Source organism: Psychroserpens sp. BH13MA-6 (assembly GCF_052983595.1).
The window spans coordinates 434,272-450,449 of sequence record NZ_JBRJGE010000002.1; the positions used below are offsets into that span (position 1 = coordinate 434,272).

General features: G+C 37.7%; 11 protein-coding genes. 4 read left to right on the forward strand and 7 right to left on the reverse strand.

Translation table 11 applies throughout. The features are described from left to right. Positions 1-60 precede the first annotated feature (60 nt). Both ACU8DI_RS06470 and ACU8DI_RS06475 read left to right on the forward strand, forming a co-directional pair. The gene (locus ACU8DI_RS06470; protein WP_447111944.1) at positions 61-8,283 is read left to right on the forward strand and encodes a T9SS type B sorting domain-containing protein; all 8,223 of its coding nucleotides are present in this window, start codon (positions 61-63) and stop codon (positions 8,281-8,283) included. 29 nt (positions 8,284-8,312) lie between these two features. Then, the gene (locus tag ACU8DI_RS06475) at positions 8,313-9,320 is read left to right on the forward strand and encodes a PorP/SprF family type IX secretion system membrane protein (protein ID WP_447111945.1); all 1,008 of its coding nucleotides are present in this window, start codon (positions 8,313-8,315) and stop codon (positions 9,318-9,320) included. 73 nt (positions 9,321-9,393) lie between these two features. Here ACU8DI_RS06475 and ACU8DI_RS06480 read toward each other — a convergent pair whose 3' ends face one another. The 5 genes from ACU8DI_RS06480 to ACU8DI_RS06500 all read right to left on the reverse strand — a co-directional run bounded on the left by ACU8DI_RS06480 (position 9,394) and on the right by ACU8DI_RS06500 (position 13,631). Beyond that, positions 9,394-10,452 carry an NAD(P)-dependent alcohol dehydrogenase gene (locus ACU8DI_RS06480; RefSeq protein ID WP_447111946.1) on the reverse strand — a complete coding sequence of 353 codons (1,059 nt, stop codon included), beginning with the start codon at positions 10,450-10,452 and terminating at the stop codon, positions 9,394-9,396. 5 nt (positions 10,453-10,457) lie between these two features. Then, on the reverse strand, positions 10,458-10,883 hold the full coding sequence (locus tag ACU8DI_RS06485; RefSeq protein ID WP_447111947.1) for an OsmC family protein: 426 nt from the start codon (positions 10,881-10,883) through the stop codon (positions 10,458-10,460). Positions 10,884-10,914: 31 nt separating this feature from the next. Further along, positions 10,915-12,009, reverse strand: a complete 1,095-nt coding sequence (locus tag ACU8DI_RS06490) for an alkene reductase (protein ID WP_447111948.1) — start codon at positions 12,007-12,009, stop codon at positions 10,915-10,917. Positions 12,010-12,126: 117 nt separating this feature from the next. After that, positions 12,127-12,702 (reverse strand): Crp/Fnr family transcriptional regulator, encoded by a 576-nt coding sequence (locus ACU8DI_RS06495; protein ID WP_447111949.1) that lies wholly within the window; start codon positions 12,700-12,702, stop codon positions 12,127-12,129. 68 nt (positions 12,703-12,770) lie between these two features. Further along, a complete protein-coding gene (locus ACU8DI_RS06500; RefSeq protein ID WP_447111950.1) occupies positions 12,771-13,631 on the reverse strand; it encodes a winged helix-turn-helix domain-containing protein in 861 nt (286 codons plus the stop codon). Between the two features lie 129 nt (positions 13,632-13,760). On the opposite strand from ACU8DI_RS06500, the gene ACU8DI_RS06505 reads away from it, so the two are divergent. Continuing rightward, positions 13,761-14,324, forward strand: coding sequence for a YceI family protein (locus tag ACU8DI_RS06505; RefSeq protein WP_447111951.1), 564 nt, complete (start codon positions 13,761-13,763; stop codon positions 14,322-14,324). Positions 14,325-14,334: 10 nt separating this feature from the next. Next, the gene (locus ACU8DI_RS06510; protein WP_447111952.1) at positions 14,335-14,916 is read left to right on the forward strand and encodes a hypothetical protein; all 582 of its coding nucleotides are present in this window, start codon (positions 14,335-14,337) and stop codon (positions 14,914-14,916) included. 125 nt (positions 14,917-15,041) lie between these two features. On the opposite strand, the gene ACU8DI_RS06515 is transcribed toward ACU8DI_RS06510, so the two are convergent. Together ACU8DI_RS06515 and ACU8DI_RS06520 are read right to left on the reverse strand one after the other, a co-directional pair. Continuing rightward, positions 15,042-15,593, reverse strand: coding sequence for a DUF4251 domain-containing protein (locus ACU8DI_RS06515; protein ID WP_447111953.1), 552 nt, complete (start codon positions 15,591-15,593; stop codon positions 15,042-15,044). 92 nt (positions 15,594-15,685) lie between these two features. Next, complete coding sequence (locus tag ACU8DI_RS06520) at positions 15,686-16,117, reverse strand: PepSY-like domain-containing protein (protein WP_447111954.1); 432 nt, start codon at positions 16,115-16,117, stop codon at positions 15,686-15,688. Between the last annotated feature and the right edge of the window lie 61 nt (positions 16,118-16,178).

Below are 16,178 nucleotides of genomic sequence, written 5' to 3' on the forward strand. Positions count from 1 at the left end.
AGGCCCTATTCCCTTTTCAGAATTGCCCTCCTGAAATTGGAATAAAAAAAAACAAGTACCATGAAAAAACCTACTTTTTCAAAAATAGCAATCATCGTTTTGATCGCATTGATAGGCGTGTCGTCTTCAGCTCAAAACTATGAACCATTCACGCCTCGATTTAATCAGGATCTTAAAGGTGATATCGTCCTTATTGGTAACAATATTCTAGGACCAGATAACAATGCCTTCAATGACAATAGTGTCTATAATCACAATGTCGATATGCAGTATATCGATATTGACGGTGATCCCTCAACGTTTAGTTCGTCGAGTGCTGATTTAGATATTCCAAACCCAAATTGTTATCGGATTATCTATGCTGGATTGTATTGGGGAGCAGTAAATCCAGGTGATGCACCTATCACAAATGTAAAATTTAAAGGACCTGTTGGTGGTTATAATGATGTTGTAGGAACAATCATTTATGACGCTGATGGGAACACTGTAGATGGTGGCGACAGCTTTTCGTATGCTTGTTTTGCTGATGTCACTGATATTGTCACCAGTTTTGGGTCTGGTGTCGACCTAGGAACATACACAGTAGGAAATGTGTCTTCTGCAACAGGTGAAACCTCAACATTTGATCCTTATAACGGTACAGGGCAATCAGCAGGATGGTCCCTGTTTGTGGTCTATGAAGACCCGACTTTACCAGGTAAATCAATTACTAGTTTCGATGGCTTTAGTGCTATTAGTGTGCCTGGAAATAACCCTAATTTAGATATTCCGGTAGACGGATTTAGAACCGTCCCTGCTCCTGCTCCTGTTAGAGCCAACTTTGCTTTTGCAACCTTGGAGGGTGATAGTCCGATTTTAGGAGATCGTTTACGATTAAATGGTGTGAGTCTATCAACAGTAGACCGACCAGTCGATAATTTTTTCAATAGTTCAGTCACACAATTAGATGCCACTCCTGTGACGAATAGGTTGCCTAACAGTACCAATACCTTAGGGTTTGATACAGGTACAATCGCTATTCCAAATCCAGGTAATTCCGTAATCGCTAATGATGCGACTTCTGGAACGATTACTTTAGAAACAAGTGGTGATACTTATTTTCCATACTTTTTTGCTTTTGCAGTTGAAATTATCGAGCCAGATATTGTTTTAACCAAAATTGTTGAAGATGATGCTGGTAATGATATTGGCGGACAACTAGTCAATCTTGGTGCCTCATTAAATTATGTGATTGGGTTTCAAAATACGGGTAATGATAACGCGACGAACTTCCAGATTCGAGATGTTCTTCCAATTAATATCATCTACAACCATCCTACCGACTTAGTGCTTCCTCCTGGTGTTACTGTAGCTAGTTACGATCCTGTGACGCGCGAGCTTGTTTTTGATATCGACAATTCACTTGTGGAAGAAAACGATCCTGTTTATGAAATACGTATTGAAGTACAAGTGGTTGATGACTGTGGTCAGTTAGCAGATGCTTGTTCTAATATTATTAATAACCAGGCATTTGCCACCTATAACGGGTTTTATAATCCAAACTTTCAAATTACAGACGACCCGAGTTTAAACAGTAACACAGGATGTTTATTATCTCCTCAAGCCACGAACTTTCTAGCAGATTTAGATTGTCAGTTTGTTGAAGAGATTATTTTATGTGGCGACAGTGTAGAATTAACCGCTGCCGATGGTTATGATTCCTATACATGGTCTACTAATCCCAATGGAAATCCAGTGATAGGAAATACGCAAACGATTACAGTAACCTCTACTGGAACCTATTATTCATTTAATAATGCCATTGCCCCTTGTCAATCCATAACTCAAGAGTATCAAGTTGAAATTTTCGGTGGAAATATTGAAAATCCAGTCATTCCTTATGCCGATGAAGTGGTCACTTGTCCGAATGATGGAAAACTTTTACCTAATATCTTTTTATGTGGAGCTGACGACTCGCGATTTATTCAAACCAATATCGCAAGTGCAACATCTATCATCTGGGAACAATTAGATGAATCAAGTTGTGCAGCAGTCACCGATCCTGATTGTGCTAATGAAGATGATGCCTGTACTTGGAATCAAGTAGGTGTTGGTCCTGATTTTGTCGCAGACACGGCTGGACAGTTTCGATTGACCGTCAATTTCTCAGGAGGTTGTTTCGTTCAGTTTTATTTTAATGTCTACCAAAACTTATTAGATCCTTCCGTTATTGCTACCGATATTATTTGTACAACTCCAGGAAGTATTACGGTAAATAATGTGCCTTCTGGCTATGAATACAGTTTGGATGATGTGAATTATCAATCGAGTAACGTGTTTACAATAAATACGCCTGGTACTTATACCATATACATTAGACAAGTGGGAATTCCAACCAATCCTTGTGTGTTTACCGTACCAAATGTTCAAATTAGAGATCGTGATTTCACTGTGTCTTCTACCATTGTACAACCCTTATGTCATGGCGACAAAGGAAGTATTCATTTGGCAGCAAATGATGTGGATCCTCAGTATTCTTTTGCCTTATACCAAGGTGCTACTTTAGTGAATAGTGTAGGACCAATTGTAGATAACACCTATTTATTTGCAAACCTTAATCCTGGTATTTATACAGCCACAGTGGAAACAGAAAATGACTGTTTTTACTCTGAAGACGTCACGATTGTGGAGCCACCATTACTGACGGTTACAGCAGCTATTACCGTACCATTAACATGTACGGATGGTGAAATAACGGTTTATCCGCAAGGTGGAACACCGCCTTACTTTTATTTTGTAAATGGTGCTACCGATTTTCAAACGGTTCCTGAAATTGTTGTAACTAATCCAGGTGTTTATGATATCACCGTATTGGATTCTAATAACTGTAGTGCGAGTACGTCCATCTCTGTTGAAGCTATTCCTGAACCAGATTTTAATGTGACAACCACTGATATCACGTGTGCTAGTGCTGGTAATACTGGGTCGATTACAATTAATGTCACAGCGGCTAACGGTAACGCCATTTCGTATAGCATAGATGGTGGAACAACTTACAGTAATTCCAACGTGTTTAATGGATTAGCGGAAGGTGATTATGATGTTATGTTACAATATACCGTTGGAAACTCTGTGTGTTTTACAACACCTCAAACCGTGACTATTGTAGCAAATACAGCCATATCTGGAACGGTCGAACTTGCCGCAGCTTACACATGTAGTTCCGATGCAACCATAACAGTAACTGGCGTTACAGGTGGTGATGCTCCTTACATGTATAGTATTGATGGCGTAAATTTCCAAGCGAGTAACACCTTTTCAGGATTAACAGCTGGTACTTATACTGTGATTATTCAAGATGCCAATAGTTGTACGTTTATCGCAAACGTCATTACGATTGCGCCTTTAGATCCTCCAACCGATATAACTTTTGATAGTAGTCCAGTAACTTGTCCATCCAACACGAGTGATGTGACCATTACAGGCGTAACTGGTGGAACAACACCTTTAGAATATCAAATTATAGCACCATCTGCTTATGCAACTGCGTATCAAACGTCTAATGTATTTGCAGGATTAGAACCTGGAACCTATACGTTTCAAGTGAGAGATGCTAATGATTGTGTGTATTCTGAATCTTATACAATAGACCCAATTCCTTCACCAACAGTGAATGTTGTTCTTGCCGAAGGTCTTGATTGTACCGTGACGCCTGACGCTTTAATTTCAGGTAATATAACCGGAACAGCACCCTTTACTTATGCTGTATCTATTGATGGTGGTGCTTTTACAGGATTAGGAAGTACTGGAACACCATTTAATTATACAACCGGAAACGCTGGAACTTATCAGTTTCAAATAACAGATGCGAATGGTTGTATTGCTGAATCTAGTATCATTACAGTGAATCCAATTTCATTACCAGAATTGAGTTTTGTAACTCAAACTAATGATATTTTATGTAATGGTGATACGAATGGTGCCATCGATATTAGTATTGATGGGTCTGTAGGCACGCCTCCTTTTACAATCAATGTCAATAATGATACCACTGGTGTCGACTATGGCTCACAAACTTCTGGGTTACCAGCAGGATCCTATACAATCACTTTAACAGATGCTAATTCTTGTGAAGACACTGAAACTTTGGTGATTGCTGAGCCAGATCCAATTAATGTGGATTTTAGTACTATTGATATTACTTGTACTACTGGTGGTGTGTCTCAAGGATCTGTAATCATTAACTCTGTAACAGGTGGTGTGGCACCTTACAATTATTTTGTGACGGGCTCAAACGGTTATTCTAATTCTGAACTCAATGCAACGGGATCAACGTCAGTGAGTTTTGATGTGGTCGATTTCGGTCTTTATGAAATAAATGTTGTGGATGCTAACGGCTGTTCAGTGTTGGAACAAGATGTTTTAGTGGCCTCTCCTCCAACCGACTTAGATATTTCAATTGATACTTCAATAGATTGTGCTACAGGTGGTGAAGCTGTGGTAAGTGTTGGTTCTACTTTAAGTAGTGCTGGACCGTTCTTCTTCAGTATTTATCAAGGTCCAATATCAGTGTATCCAAATCCGCCTGGTTCTTGGTTGCCTGAAGATTCGCCTGGTAGTCAATCTGCAACTTTTACAGGTTTAATGTCTGGTGTAACGTATACATTCATTGTTTATGATGCATCAACCTTGTGTAGTTATTACGAACCTGCAACAACACCAATACCAACAAACTCGTCCCTATCATTAAGTGCCTTTGGCTCAAACAATATTACTTGTACTGGTAACGCAGATGGGAACGTCTCTTTTACAGTAGATAGCAGTTATGGATCAGGTGTTGATGTCACATATGAAATTTTTGATGCCTTATCATTGGTGTCAACGGGTATTTCTAATTCAGGAAATATACCTGCCAATGGATCGCTAACAGTGACTGATTTAGGTCCGCTGCCTTTCGGAAATTATTTTGTTTCAATCACTGAAACCACTGGACCAAATGCTGGTTGTGGTATCGTGACTGCACCATTTAATATTACTGAATCTGCCATTCCATTAGATTTAAATGTTTCCATAGATCAAAATGCTAATTGTAATCCAACTTCTGGAGTGATAAGTGCTATCGGACAGAATGGTACTGCGCCTTATTCGTATCAAGTAACAACGTCTGCAACAGCACCTTTAGCTTCCGATACAGGATGGAATGCTGCGAGTATTTTCAATTTGGATGCTGGAAACTATTACGTGCATGTATTGGATGCTTATGGATGTGTCGTTTCTAGTCCAGTGGTGATTTTACCAATGGATCCAACGCCTTCTATTTCTGCTTCTATTAATGATTTATGTACCGTTTCTGAAGGAGAATTTGAAATAAATGTAACATTAGATAGTCCAGGTATTGCTCCTTATAGTTATAGCATCGATGGTGGCGCTTTTCAAACGCAATCAGCTCCTTTTACCATTTCAAACCTGTTTTCTGGAGTTCATACCGTAGAAATACAAGATGCGAATGGCTGCGGTAATTTAGTGACGATTGACATTCCTGCACCTATCGATGTTAATGCGTCTGTTTCAGCGCTGCCAACTTGTAATAATGATGATGGTGAAATAACAGTGGTAGGAACTGACGGTTCTGGATCTTATTCCTATGCGATTTCACCAAGTGCTGGTTCTATTGTATTAAACGGTAATGTGTTTTCGGGAGTACCTTCTGGTGTGTATACCATAACTATTACAGATACGGTAACCTCATGTACAAATGAAGTGACTGTGGCTTTACAAGAAGCGACGCCTCCAACAATAACGACATCACCTACTGCTGTCACCTGTTTTGGCGATAATTCTGGTGCTTTTGAAATGACGGTTGCTGGATACACAGGTGATTACACCTATGAGGTTTTTGATAACTTAGGAAACTCTGTAACAGGACTTGTTAATGCGAATACAGCGACCAATCCTTTAACGGTCTCAGGATTAGCTGCTGGGAGTTATTCGGTAACGATTAACGAAACTCAGAGTCCGTTCTGTACGACTACTTCTAATGTCATAATTTCATCTCCAACTGAAACATTAGCCTTAACTGTTGATGAAACATCTAACGTGACTTGTGATAACAGTCAAGGAACCATTTCAGCATTAGCGACAGGTGGTTGGGGATCATATGAATACGAACTTTCAGGTGCTGCATCGGTGGCTTTCTCATCGAATGGAACCTTCACTGATTTGTCAGCAGGCAACTATGTTGTGACAGCGAGAGATGCTGAAGGATGTATCGTTTCAGTGCCTATTACCTTAATAGAACCAACACCTCTTGATGCGACATTTACACCTAGCACGAGCATGTTGTCTTGTTTTGGTGATCAGAATGCCTCCATTACAGTTTCTAACGTGACAGGCGGACAAACAACAGATTATATCTATACGCTTAATACCATTTTACCATCACCAAGTACCTCAGGTCCACAAACCTCAAATGTGTTTGATAACCTAGGTGCTGGAACCTATACGGTAAGTATTAGTGATGGTTATGAATGTTTTATGACGTCTGTAGACATTGTCATTACTGAACCTTCACCTGTTCAAGCTAACTTGGTAACAGCAACAACACAAACCTGTTTAACTGAATCTACCTTGACCTTATCAGCAACAGGAGGCAATGGTCCTTATACCTATAGTACTGATGCTAACTTTACAAATGTCTTAGGATCATTTACTAATGACACCACATTTTCTGTTCCTGTAGGTACTTATGAATATTATGTAAGAGACACGAATGGTTGTGTGGCTAATGTATCTAATGAAATTACGATAGATCCATTACCTGAATTGACCATCAATCTACAATCAACGAACCCAACCATCAATTGTGCTGGTGATAACAATGGTACTATTGTTGCTACCGCTCAAGGTGGTTTAGGTAACTATGTTTATACACTTGAAGACACTCAAGGTAATACACTACCAGCCACTCAGAATAGTCCTGGTGTATTTACAGAATTAGTAGCTGGAACTTATGTAGTGAATGTAGTTAGTGGTGATTGTAATGAGACCTCTGCGCCTATTACCATTACTGAACCAGACGCACCTTTAGAGGTTGATTTTGTAGTAAACAATGTGACTTGTAGTGGTAATAATGATGGTGTATTAGAAATTAATGCCACTGGTGGCACTGGAATTATTAAGTACGCCATATCACCACAATTGGATCAATTTTTTGAAACAAACGTTTTTGAAAACTTAGCTCCTGGCACTTATGATGTGATTGTTCAGGATGTATTAGGATGTTATGTAACCTTCAATTTTACCATTACAGATCCAATTCCAGTTATCTTGAGTATTGTTCCAAACTCGTTGTTTGAAGAAACTTGTGAAGGTGAAGGTAACGGTGAGTTTAGTGTAGATATTTCAGGGGGAACTTTACCGTACAGTGTAAGTTTAGATACGTATGAAGGTCCTTATAGTACTGGTGCAGCTAATCAAACTGAGTTTGTTTTTACCAACTTAGATGGTGGTGATCACATTGTTTATGTAAGAGATGCTTCAGGCTGTGAATCACAGTGGAATATCACATTCCCGGAATCAGTAAATATCGATCCGCAAATTGAAATAGCATACAATTGTGATAATAATAATCTAGGAAATACAGTGACAGTAACGGTCGATGATAGTATTACAGACTTGTCACAATTAGACTATTCTTTAGATGGTGGTCCTTATCAATTGAGTAATGTCTTTACTGATGTAGTACCAGGAGAAGATCACTACATCGAGGTGAGACATACCAATGGCTGTATTCAAATAACGGAATTATTCAATATTGAAGATTATGACCCTATATCCTTGATTTTAAATCTTGGTGATGAGCCAGGAGAAATTATTGCTATTGCTTCAGGTGGTACAGGTGACTATCAATATTCTATCAATGGAGGAGATTTTGGTGATGCGAATTCTTTTATCGTTACTGAATCGGCTACCTATACTGTGGTCGTAATAGATAGTGCTGGATGTGAAGCTATGGCTGAGATAAACGTGGAAATTACGGGTCCTTGTATCCCTAACTATTTCACACCTAATGGTGATGGTGTCGTAGATACTTGGGCACCTGGTTGTGTTGAGGATTTCCCAAATCTCACCTTTGACATTTTTGATAGATACGGAAGAAAAGTAGCCACTTATAGAGTTGGTGAATATTGGGACGGTCGCTATAATGGCACTGAATTACCTACAGGTGATTACTGGTATGTTGTAAGACCTAACAGTCCATTAGTGAACAAGGAATATGTTGGACATTTCACGCTTTACAGGTAAAAAACCCTAATGAATTAAAACCTACTAAAATGAAAAAATTAACACTATATATCGCTTTTTTACTGGTTACATTCGGCTACGGTCAAGAGTTAAATTTACCAGCGTGGACGCAGTATTTGGCAGATAACGACTTTGTAATTTCACCTACCTACGCAGGAATTGGAGACAATTTTAGAGTAAGAGCTAACGGACTTACCCAATGGGTTGGTATTAAAAACGCACCTGATAATCAGGCGTTGTATGCCGATTTTAGAATTTCAAATCGTTCAGGTGTAGGTATTTCGGCTTACAATGATAGAAATGGTAACACCCGTCAAAAAGGTATTAAATTCTCTTTTGCGCATCATATCATTCTTGATTACAAATCAAAACAATATTTGTCTTTTGGTTTATCTTATAATATTAACGCGTTTAGAATTGATATTGAAAATTTTGAAACCACAGAAGAAATTCCTATTGTAGATCCAAGTATTACCGATGATAGAGCCATTTCAAACAATAACTTTGACGTTGGCTTTCTATACCGATTTAATCGTTTTTATTTTAGTTTTAATGCGAATAACTTTTTGGATAAGGATATAGACAATTTTTCGGGTTTTGATGTTGAACCGAGCCGATTATTAAACTATCAAATCTACTCTGGTTATGTGATTCAGAGTAAGTATAACAAGAATGTAGAATTCGAGCCTTCTGTATTTTATCAAATGTTCAATAGTGATAAGCGTTCAAGTACAGATATTAATTTTAAATACCGAAAGTTTAATCGAGATGGCGATTATTACTGGGTTGGAGGTTCCTACCGATTTCTGAATGATCAATTCCTAAAACCATTAAATTTCGGTCCCATGGCAGGAATTATGAAAAACAGATTGTATTTCGCTTACTCTTATCAATTCACATTTAATGATTTGTCTAGTTTTAATTCAGGTACGCATTCAATAACTATTGGATTGGATTTTCTACAAGGCATTAGTGACTGTCCGTGTACCAAAGGAACCAGTTGGAGGAAATATAAAAACAACGGAACGAACCAATAATAGAATGGATCGTTATAAATACAAAAAAACCAGCAAGTTATTATTTGCTGGTTTTTTTGTTCAATTAAAATCCTTAGGATTTCAATGATTTCATATCAATGACGAATCGATATTTGACATCGCTGTTCGTCACTCGTTCATATGCGGTATTTATGTCTTGCATGTCAATCAACTCAATATCACTAGTGATATCATGCTCACCACAAAAATCAAGCATTTCTTGTGTTTCTTTTATACCTCCAATGAGAGAACCAGCAACATGTTTTCGACCCATTATCAGTCCGCCACCATGAAAGCCATCCATTGGCTCAACAGCTCCTACTAGAACCATCGTCGCATCAACTTTCAGTAAGTTAATGTAAGGATCCATATTATGTCCTACAGGTATGGTGTTGAGAATAAAATCAAACGACCCTTGATGTGCTTCCATTTCATCATCATTTTTTGAGACTAATACTTCATGGGCACCTAAGGCCTTGGCATCTTTCCCTTTTTCAGGAGAGGTTGTAATCATTACAACATGTGCGCCAAGTGCATTTGCAAATTTGACACCCATGTGTCCTAAGCCACCTAAGCCAATCACACCAACTTTGTCACCCTTTTTAACATTCCAATGGCTCAAAGGAGACCAGGTTGTAATGCCGGCACACAATAATGGTGCAGCAGCAGCTTCATCTAAATTCTTAGGAACACTGAGTACAAATTTTTCATCGACGACTACGGATGTGGAATAACCACCATAGGTTTGCGTTCCTTCAATGTGCTTATTCGGACTGTTATAGGTGAAAGTCGCACCATTCTCACAGAATTGCTCTAAGTCTTTCTGACAAGAACTACAAGTCTGACAAGAATCGACCATACACCCTACGCCTACGACGTCTCCAACGCTAAAGTTTTTAACGTCAGCGCCAACTTCAGTAACATGACCAATAATTTCGTGTCCTGGAACAACGGGATAGCTTGAGCCGCCCCAATCATTTCTGACCGTATGTATATCACTGTGACAAACGCCACAGTAAGTAATGTCTATTTTGATATCGTGTTTTCCTACGGCTCTGCGCTCAATATCTAAAGGGGTTAAATCTGCCGTTTTAGATTTTGCGCCATAGGCTTTTACAGTTGTTGTGGACATAGTGTTTATGAGTTTTTTAAGGTTACTTTTAATTCAATGGTCGTATCCAATAATTTTGAAATCGGACATACGTCTTTTGCTTTGTGAGCTATTTGCTGGAATTGTTCCGCATCAATTTCAGGAACATCACCTTCTAAATCTAAATTTATTTTTGTGATGTTGCCATCTTCAAAGGTTACTTTAGCGTCAACATTTAAAGCTGTCGCCGTAAAATTATCTTCATTTAATAGAAAACTCAGTTGCATCGCAAAGCATCCAGCATGAGCCGCACCTATTAATTCTTCTGGATTGGTGCCTTTTTCGCCGTCTTCAAATCTCGTATGAAAAGAATAAGCCGTGTTTTCAAGAACTTTACTTCCTGTCGTCAATTGACCTTTACCGTCTTTTCCAGAGCCTTTCCATTCGGCATTCGCATTTCTTGTAAATTTCATAATGTTATCATATTTTTTAAGTTAAACTTTTTTATTCTGAAGCTTTTGGGTAATCGGTGTAACCCTTTGCTCCTGTTGTGTAAAATGTATCTTTATCCCAATCGGCTAACTCGAGATGATTCTCAAAACGCTCAACCAAATCGGGATTGGAAATATACAGCTTGCCATAAGATACTAAATCGGCATGCCCTTCCTCAATGACTTTATTGCCTTTCTCTTGGTCAAAGCCAGAGTTAATCATAAGTGTTCCGTTGTAGAGTGGTCTGAAATGTTTCGCAATTTCAGTTACGGCATATGGAATATCTGACACATCTGTAAACGGTTCCGAAAGATGGATATAAGCCAAATTGTAATCGTTCAGCTTTTTCACAATATATTCAAATGTTGGAATGGTCTCTTCATCCATTGTCATTCCAAACACTCCATGGAGTGATGGATTAAAACGTGCGCCAATTTTCTCTTCCGGAATCACTTCCTTCATAGCATCAAGCACTTCAAAGAAGAAGCGCGTTCTGTTTTCAATATTTCCTCCATAGTCATCTGTTCTATGATTGGAAGTTCCATTGAAAAATTGCTGAAAAAGATAACCGTTTGATGAATGAATTTCAACACCGTCAAAACCAGCTTCAACAGCATTAGCCGCTGCATTCTGAAAGTCTTTTATGGTGGTTTTGATGTCTTCAATAGTCATTTCTTTGGGCGTCACTGTATCTTTAAAGCCCTCAGGTGTGTACGATTGTGCTTCCGGATTGATGGCAGAAGCCGATAAAGGTAGTTTGCCATCATGAAAATCGGGATGCGACATTCTACCTACATGCCATAATTGAATAAATATCTTACCACCTTTATCGTGTACCCGTTTCGTCACCAGCTTCCAGCCTTCCACTTGTGCTTTACTATGAATTCCTGGCGTATGAATATAACCCACAGCTCTTTCGGAAACTTGAGATCCTTCAGTTATAATGAGTCCGGCTGAGGCGCGTTGCTCATAATATAACCCATGAAGTGCGTTGGTTGGTGCTTTATCCGCATTATCTGCACGGCTCCTTGTCATGGGAGCCATGACAATTCTATTTTCTAAACTTATGTTTTTTCGGTAAGGCGTTAGTAAATGTTGTTTGCTCATCTATTCTATTTTGGTTTATAGGTTGGTATCCTATTGATTATTTGAAATATGTTAATGTGGTATCAATATACCATTAGAAATGACCAATTCTATTGACCTATATCAATTGGCAAAATATTAACATTTCAGTTTGGTACGTATGCGACTTAAGCTTTCTGCTGAAACCCCTAAATAATTAGCTATTTGATAATTGGGAACTCTGTGTTCTATATTTGGATAAGAGCTACAAAATTCCAGATAGCGCTCTTGTGCATTTTTTTCCAAAGAAGACAAAATCCGCTTACGCTGTGAAATGAAAGCATTCGTTGTTAAAATTCTAAAATACCGTTCAAAAATGGGTGCTTCTTCGTAAATAGATTGCAGCTTGTGATAATTAATAGACAATAACTGAGAGTTTTCAATAGCTTCTATGTAAAGTTTTGAAGAAATTTGATTGTAAAAGGCATCGAAGTCACCAATCCACCAATTCTCAACCGCAAATTGTATGATATGCTTGTGACCTTTATCATCTAAATAATAGGCCATCAAACAACCACGTATCACAAAGTATTCGTGCAAAACTTGAGTGCCTGGTCGCAACAAGAAATTACCTTTGGTCACGTCTACGCGATTTAGCGCTCCTGAAAAAGTTTGCAAATCTTTATCTGAGGGATGGACATAGGATTTGATATGTGATACGATCGCGTCATGCATAATACAAATATCAAGAATTATTTGCAGTGTAACGAACACTATTGCTCGCAATTATAACGCAATAAAAATCAAATAAGTTCTAATTTATAACCAACACCATGTACATTGGTCAGTTTTATAGAAGGATCATCTTTTAGCTTTTTTCTCAATTTTGAAATGTACGTATCTAAACTTCTGCCAACAATAACACCATTGTCTTCCCAAACCCGTTTCGTCAGTTCATCTCTTTTAATCACTTGGTTGGGTTGCGCAATAAATAATTCCAATAGTTCACATTCCTTTCTAGACAAACTAATCTCTTGTGCTTGTTTCACTAATTTATTCTGTTCAGGATAGAAATGATAACTGCCAATTTCAGCATAATTAGAGGACGCATCAGTCGAGGTAGACATCGTAGATTTATTTTTTGAATAATAAAAGATGAGTAAAACAACCGTAGTTAGGCAACCAAAAAGGATATAAGGATTCAAAGAATGGGTTTGAGGATTTAAAAATTGTACTTCAATTTGATAACAGGATTGAGGCAGGTAGCGACCACCACAAGGAATGATGGTTTGTTCTTGTGTTTTTTGCATTTCATAACTATAAGCGACTTCCAAATCAGTGCATTGCAGCACCTCTACTCTATAATTAGCATCAATTCCTGCCAAGGCAAAACTACTGTCGATAACTTGCACTAATTCATTTGGCTCAAATGATAATTCTTTTTCAAACGATAACTGATATTTATACTCTTCAGTCGCCACAATAGGGAAAATAATGGAGGTTGAGTCATTTTGTTGCAACAATAACTGGTTGCCTGCCTCTCTCAATGCTATTTTTACAAGTGCAGGATCCTTACTTTCCGATTCATTAGTACATCCTAACAGTGCACTGCATATCACGCTCAGGCTTATAATCACGAATAATTGAAAGTATGTGTTTTTCATAGTGACTGTAAATAACAGCATATTTAAGGAATTTTTGCAACCATTGACACTTCTTTTACATTTTTTTGACACTTTTCACTTGCATCCCAGCTAGTTTTACCGTCTAATCAAAATTAAATATTTCCAATTATGAAAACACCTATCGTATTACTCGCTTTAACATTTTTTATGTTAACCAATGCTATAAGTCAAGAGCAGTTACCTATTGATACAGAGAAGAGTAGGCTTAAATGGAGCGCTGATTATACCTTTTATTTTGGAGGCCATTATGGATTGGTAGATTTTAAAGAAGGCTATTTCTTAAAAGAAAATGACGTAATTGTTGGCGGTGTATTTGTCATTGATATGAATACCATTACAAGTACAGATATCAAAGACAAAGAACCTAATGAAAGCTTGGTGAATCATCTTAAAGATCCTGATTTTTTTGATGTATCTAACCATCCTTTGGCTCAATTAGTTATTAAAAGTGTGGATTACCACGATGCTACTCATATGAAAGTTTTTGCAGACTTAACCATCGTAGGAAAAACATTGCCTATCGATTTTCAAGCGGAAGTAGATTATGAAAAGAAACAAATGACTACTAAATTTAAAATTGATCGCATGCGCTGGGGCATTAATTATAATAGCAAATTAAGAGATGGTGCAATTTCTGATGCCATCGCCTTCGAAGTCAAACTCGTACTTTAAATCTATAACAATGCATTACAAAATAATTATAATCGTTTTATGTTTCACATGCTGCGTTTACGGACAAAATATACCAGACAAACAGTTTTTAGAAACACCTGATGACCGTTGGATTTCTGAAGTCATTCACTTTCCGTTTGGCTTTGCACCAGACTTGAATTATGAAGGTTATGAAGCATTGCAATTCTCGAAAGAATGGTCTAATCAAAGCAGTCAGGAATTTTGGTCCTATGTCATAGCTTGGCATATAGCACTTGAACAACCTTTTACGTTAACTGAGACGTCCAATAATCTGAAAGCATATTATGATGGTCTCATGAAAGCCGTAAATAAGGATAAAAGCTTTACAGTTCCTGAGACCACGGTGGACATAAGCGCTAAAGGGAGACATCAGTATCAAGGTCGAATAACGATTTACGATTCATTCCACTCCTTACAAACGATGACACTTTATGTTCAAATAGTACATGTGTATTGTGAAAAGAAGAATAATTATACGCCCTTGTTCTTTTTGTCGAGTCAACCGCATGACCATTCGGTATGGCAACGCTTGAAGCAGGTACGAGTTGTAGGAGATTATTGCGAATTTTAAGTCATTAATCGCTGTCTATAAGGTCTGTAGTATTGGGAATTATCTTCGGGTCGTCAGTCATATGAGGTATAATATCTAAACTTAAGAAAAGGAATAACAATCGTATGTGTAGTTTAAAATTTTTATTATTCGGTGGTTAAGGGTTTTACTTTTCCAATGTAACGGATAGGAAATCGTTTGCTACCTTGTAATAAGATGTCGCTCTTGAGATTTGGATATAATACAATGGATACATTGAAATTTTCGTTATTACTTATCGCTTTAAAGGAAATCTTATAACTGTGATTATCTTTTTGAACAACGGTATAATCTTCGACCGCACCTTCAAATGAAATACTTCCATTGTCCGATCCATTATAACCTGAAGGCATTTGCACTTCACCGTAATAAGGCAATTTTGAACTCACCTTCTCACCTTTGAGTACTAATTCGTTCGGATTACCATGTAAATTGATACGACTTGCATTATCTCCAGGAGGTAATATGCCAGCATTTTGAATGGCAACCATGGCCATAGTCGCCTGTGGATATGCCCAATCCGATTCAATTTGAAAGGATTGATTGGCCACCAAAGCGTCTAGTTTTTTAATCTGCTCTGGCGTTGCGTTGGTTTTTGAAGATCCACAACTTACGCAGAGCAAAATGACTATAAATAGAGATGTTATTTTAAGTTTCATAATTCAAATGATACACTTAAATATACGATATTGCCGACTTAAAACATTGTTATTTAACATTTTAAATAGTGATTTGATGTTTGTTACAACGATTAGGCATTAATGATGTCACCATTAGCTCTAAACTCGACATCTTTGTTTTTTCCTTTCCTTTTAAACTCAACATCGTAAAATGTGCCTTTTGAATGATGCTCTACTTTCTCAACTTCGGTAATCTCTTCATCCTCGTAATCAGCCTTAATTTTATCTTTGATGGCCTTTGGTAAATCATCTTTGTCAATGCTAGTTTCCGTTTCAATCCATTGTCCGTTCTTAGAAAAATCAGCACGATATTTAATGCCATCAATTTTGAAATGTGACTCATAGTTTCCATGGTCGTCTTGATGCCAATCGGGATCATTTTCTCCAGGATACATTTTTTGAAAAGTAGCTTTTACTGCTTCTGGAGCTTGGGCTATAACAGAATTCTGACAACCAAAAATGGCCAGTATGATAAAAGTTAAAATGGTGATATGCTTTGTCATTATTATAAATTTAAGATTTTGCTTAATGTATGAAAAGGAAAGGAATAAGATGTGCTCAATA

What these genes read in the sequence shown, in the direction of transcription:
- ACU8DI_RS06470 (WP_447111944.1), top strand. Translation starts at nt 61, where the DNA reads ATGAAAAAACCTACTTTTTCAAAAATAGCAATCATCGTTTTGATCGCA.
- ACU8DI_RS06475 (WP_447111945.1), top strand. Translation starts at nt 8,313, where the DNA reads ATGAAAAAATTAACACTATATATCGCTTTTTTACTGGTTACATTCGGC.
- ACU8DI_RS06480 (WP_447111946.1), bottom strand. Translation starts at nt 10,452, where the DNA reads ATGTCCACAACAACTGTAAAAGCCTATGGCGCAAAATCTAAAACGGCA.
- ACU8DI_RS06485 (WP_447111947.1), bottom strand. Translation starts at nt 10,883, where the DNA reads ATGAAATTTACAAGAAATGCGAATGCCGAATGGAAAGGCTCTGGAAAA.
- ACU8DI_RS06490 (WP_447111948.1), bottom strand. Translation starts at nt 12,009, where the DNA reads ATGAGCAAACAACATTTACTAACGCCTTACCGAAAAAACATAAGTTTA.
- ACU8DI_RS06495 (WP_447111949.1), bottom strand. Translation starts at nt 12,702, where the DNA reads ATGCATGACGCGATCGTATCACATATCAAATCCTATGTCCATCCCTCA.
- ACU8DI_RS06500 (WP_447111950.1), bottom strand. Translation starts at nt 13,631, where the DNA reads ATGAAAAACACATACTTTCAATTATTCGTGATTATAAGCCTGAGCGTG.
- ACU8DI_RS06505 (WP_447111951.1), top strand. Translation starts at nt 13,761, where the DNA reads ATGAAAACACCTATCGTATTACTCGCTTTAACATTTTTTATGTTAACC.
- ACU8DI_RS06510 (WP_447111952.1), top strand. Translation starts at nt 14,335, where the DNA reads ATGCATTACAAAATAATTATAATCGTTTTATGTTTCACATGCTGCGTT.
- ACU8DI_RS06515 (WP_447111953.1), bottom strand. Translation starts at nt 15,593, where the DNA reads ATGAAACTTAAAATAACATCTCTATTTATAGTCATTTTGCTCTGCGTA.
- ACU8DI_RS06520 (WP_447111954.1), bottom strand. Translation starts at nt 16,117, where the DNA reads ATGACAAAGCATATCACCATTTTAACTTTTATCATACTGGCCATTTTT.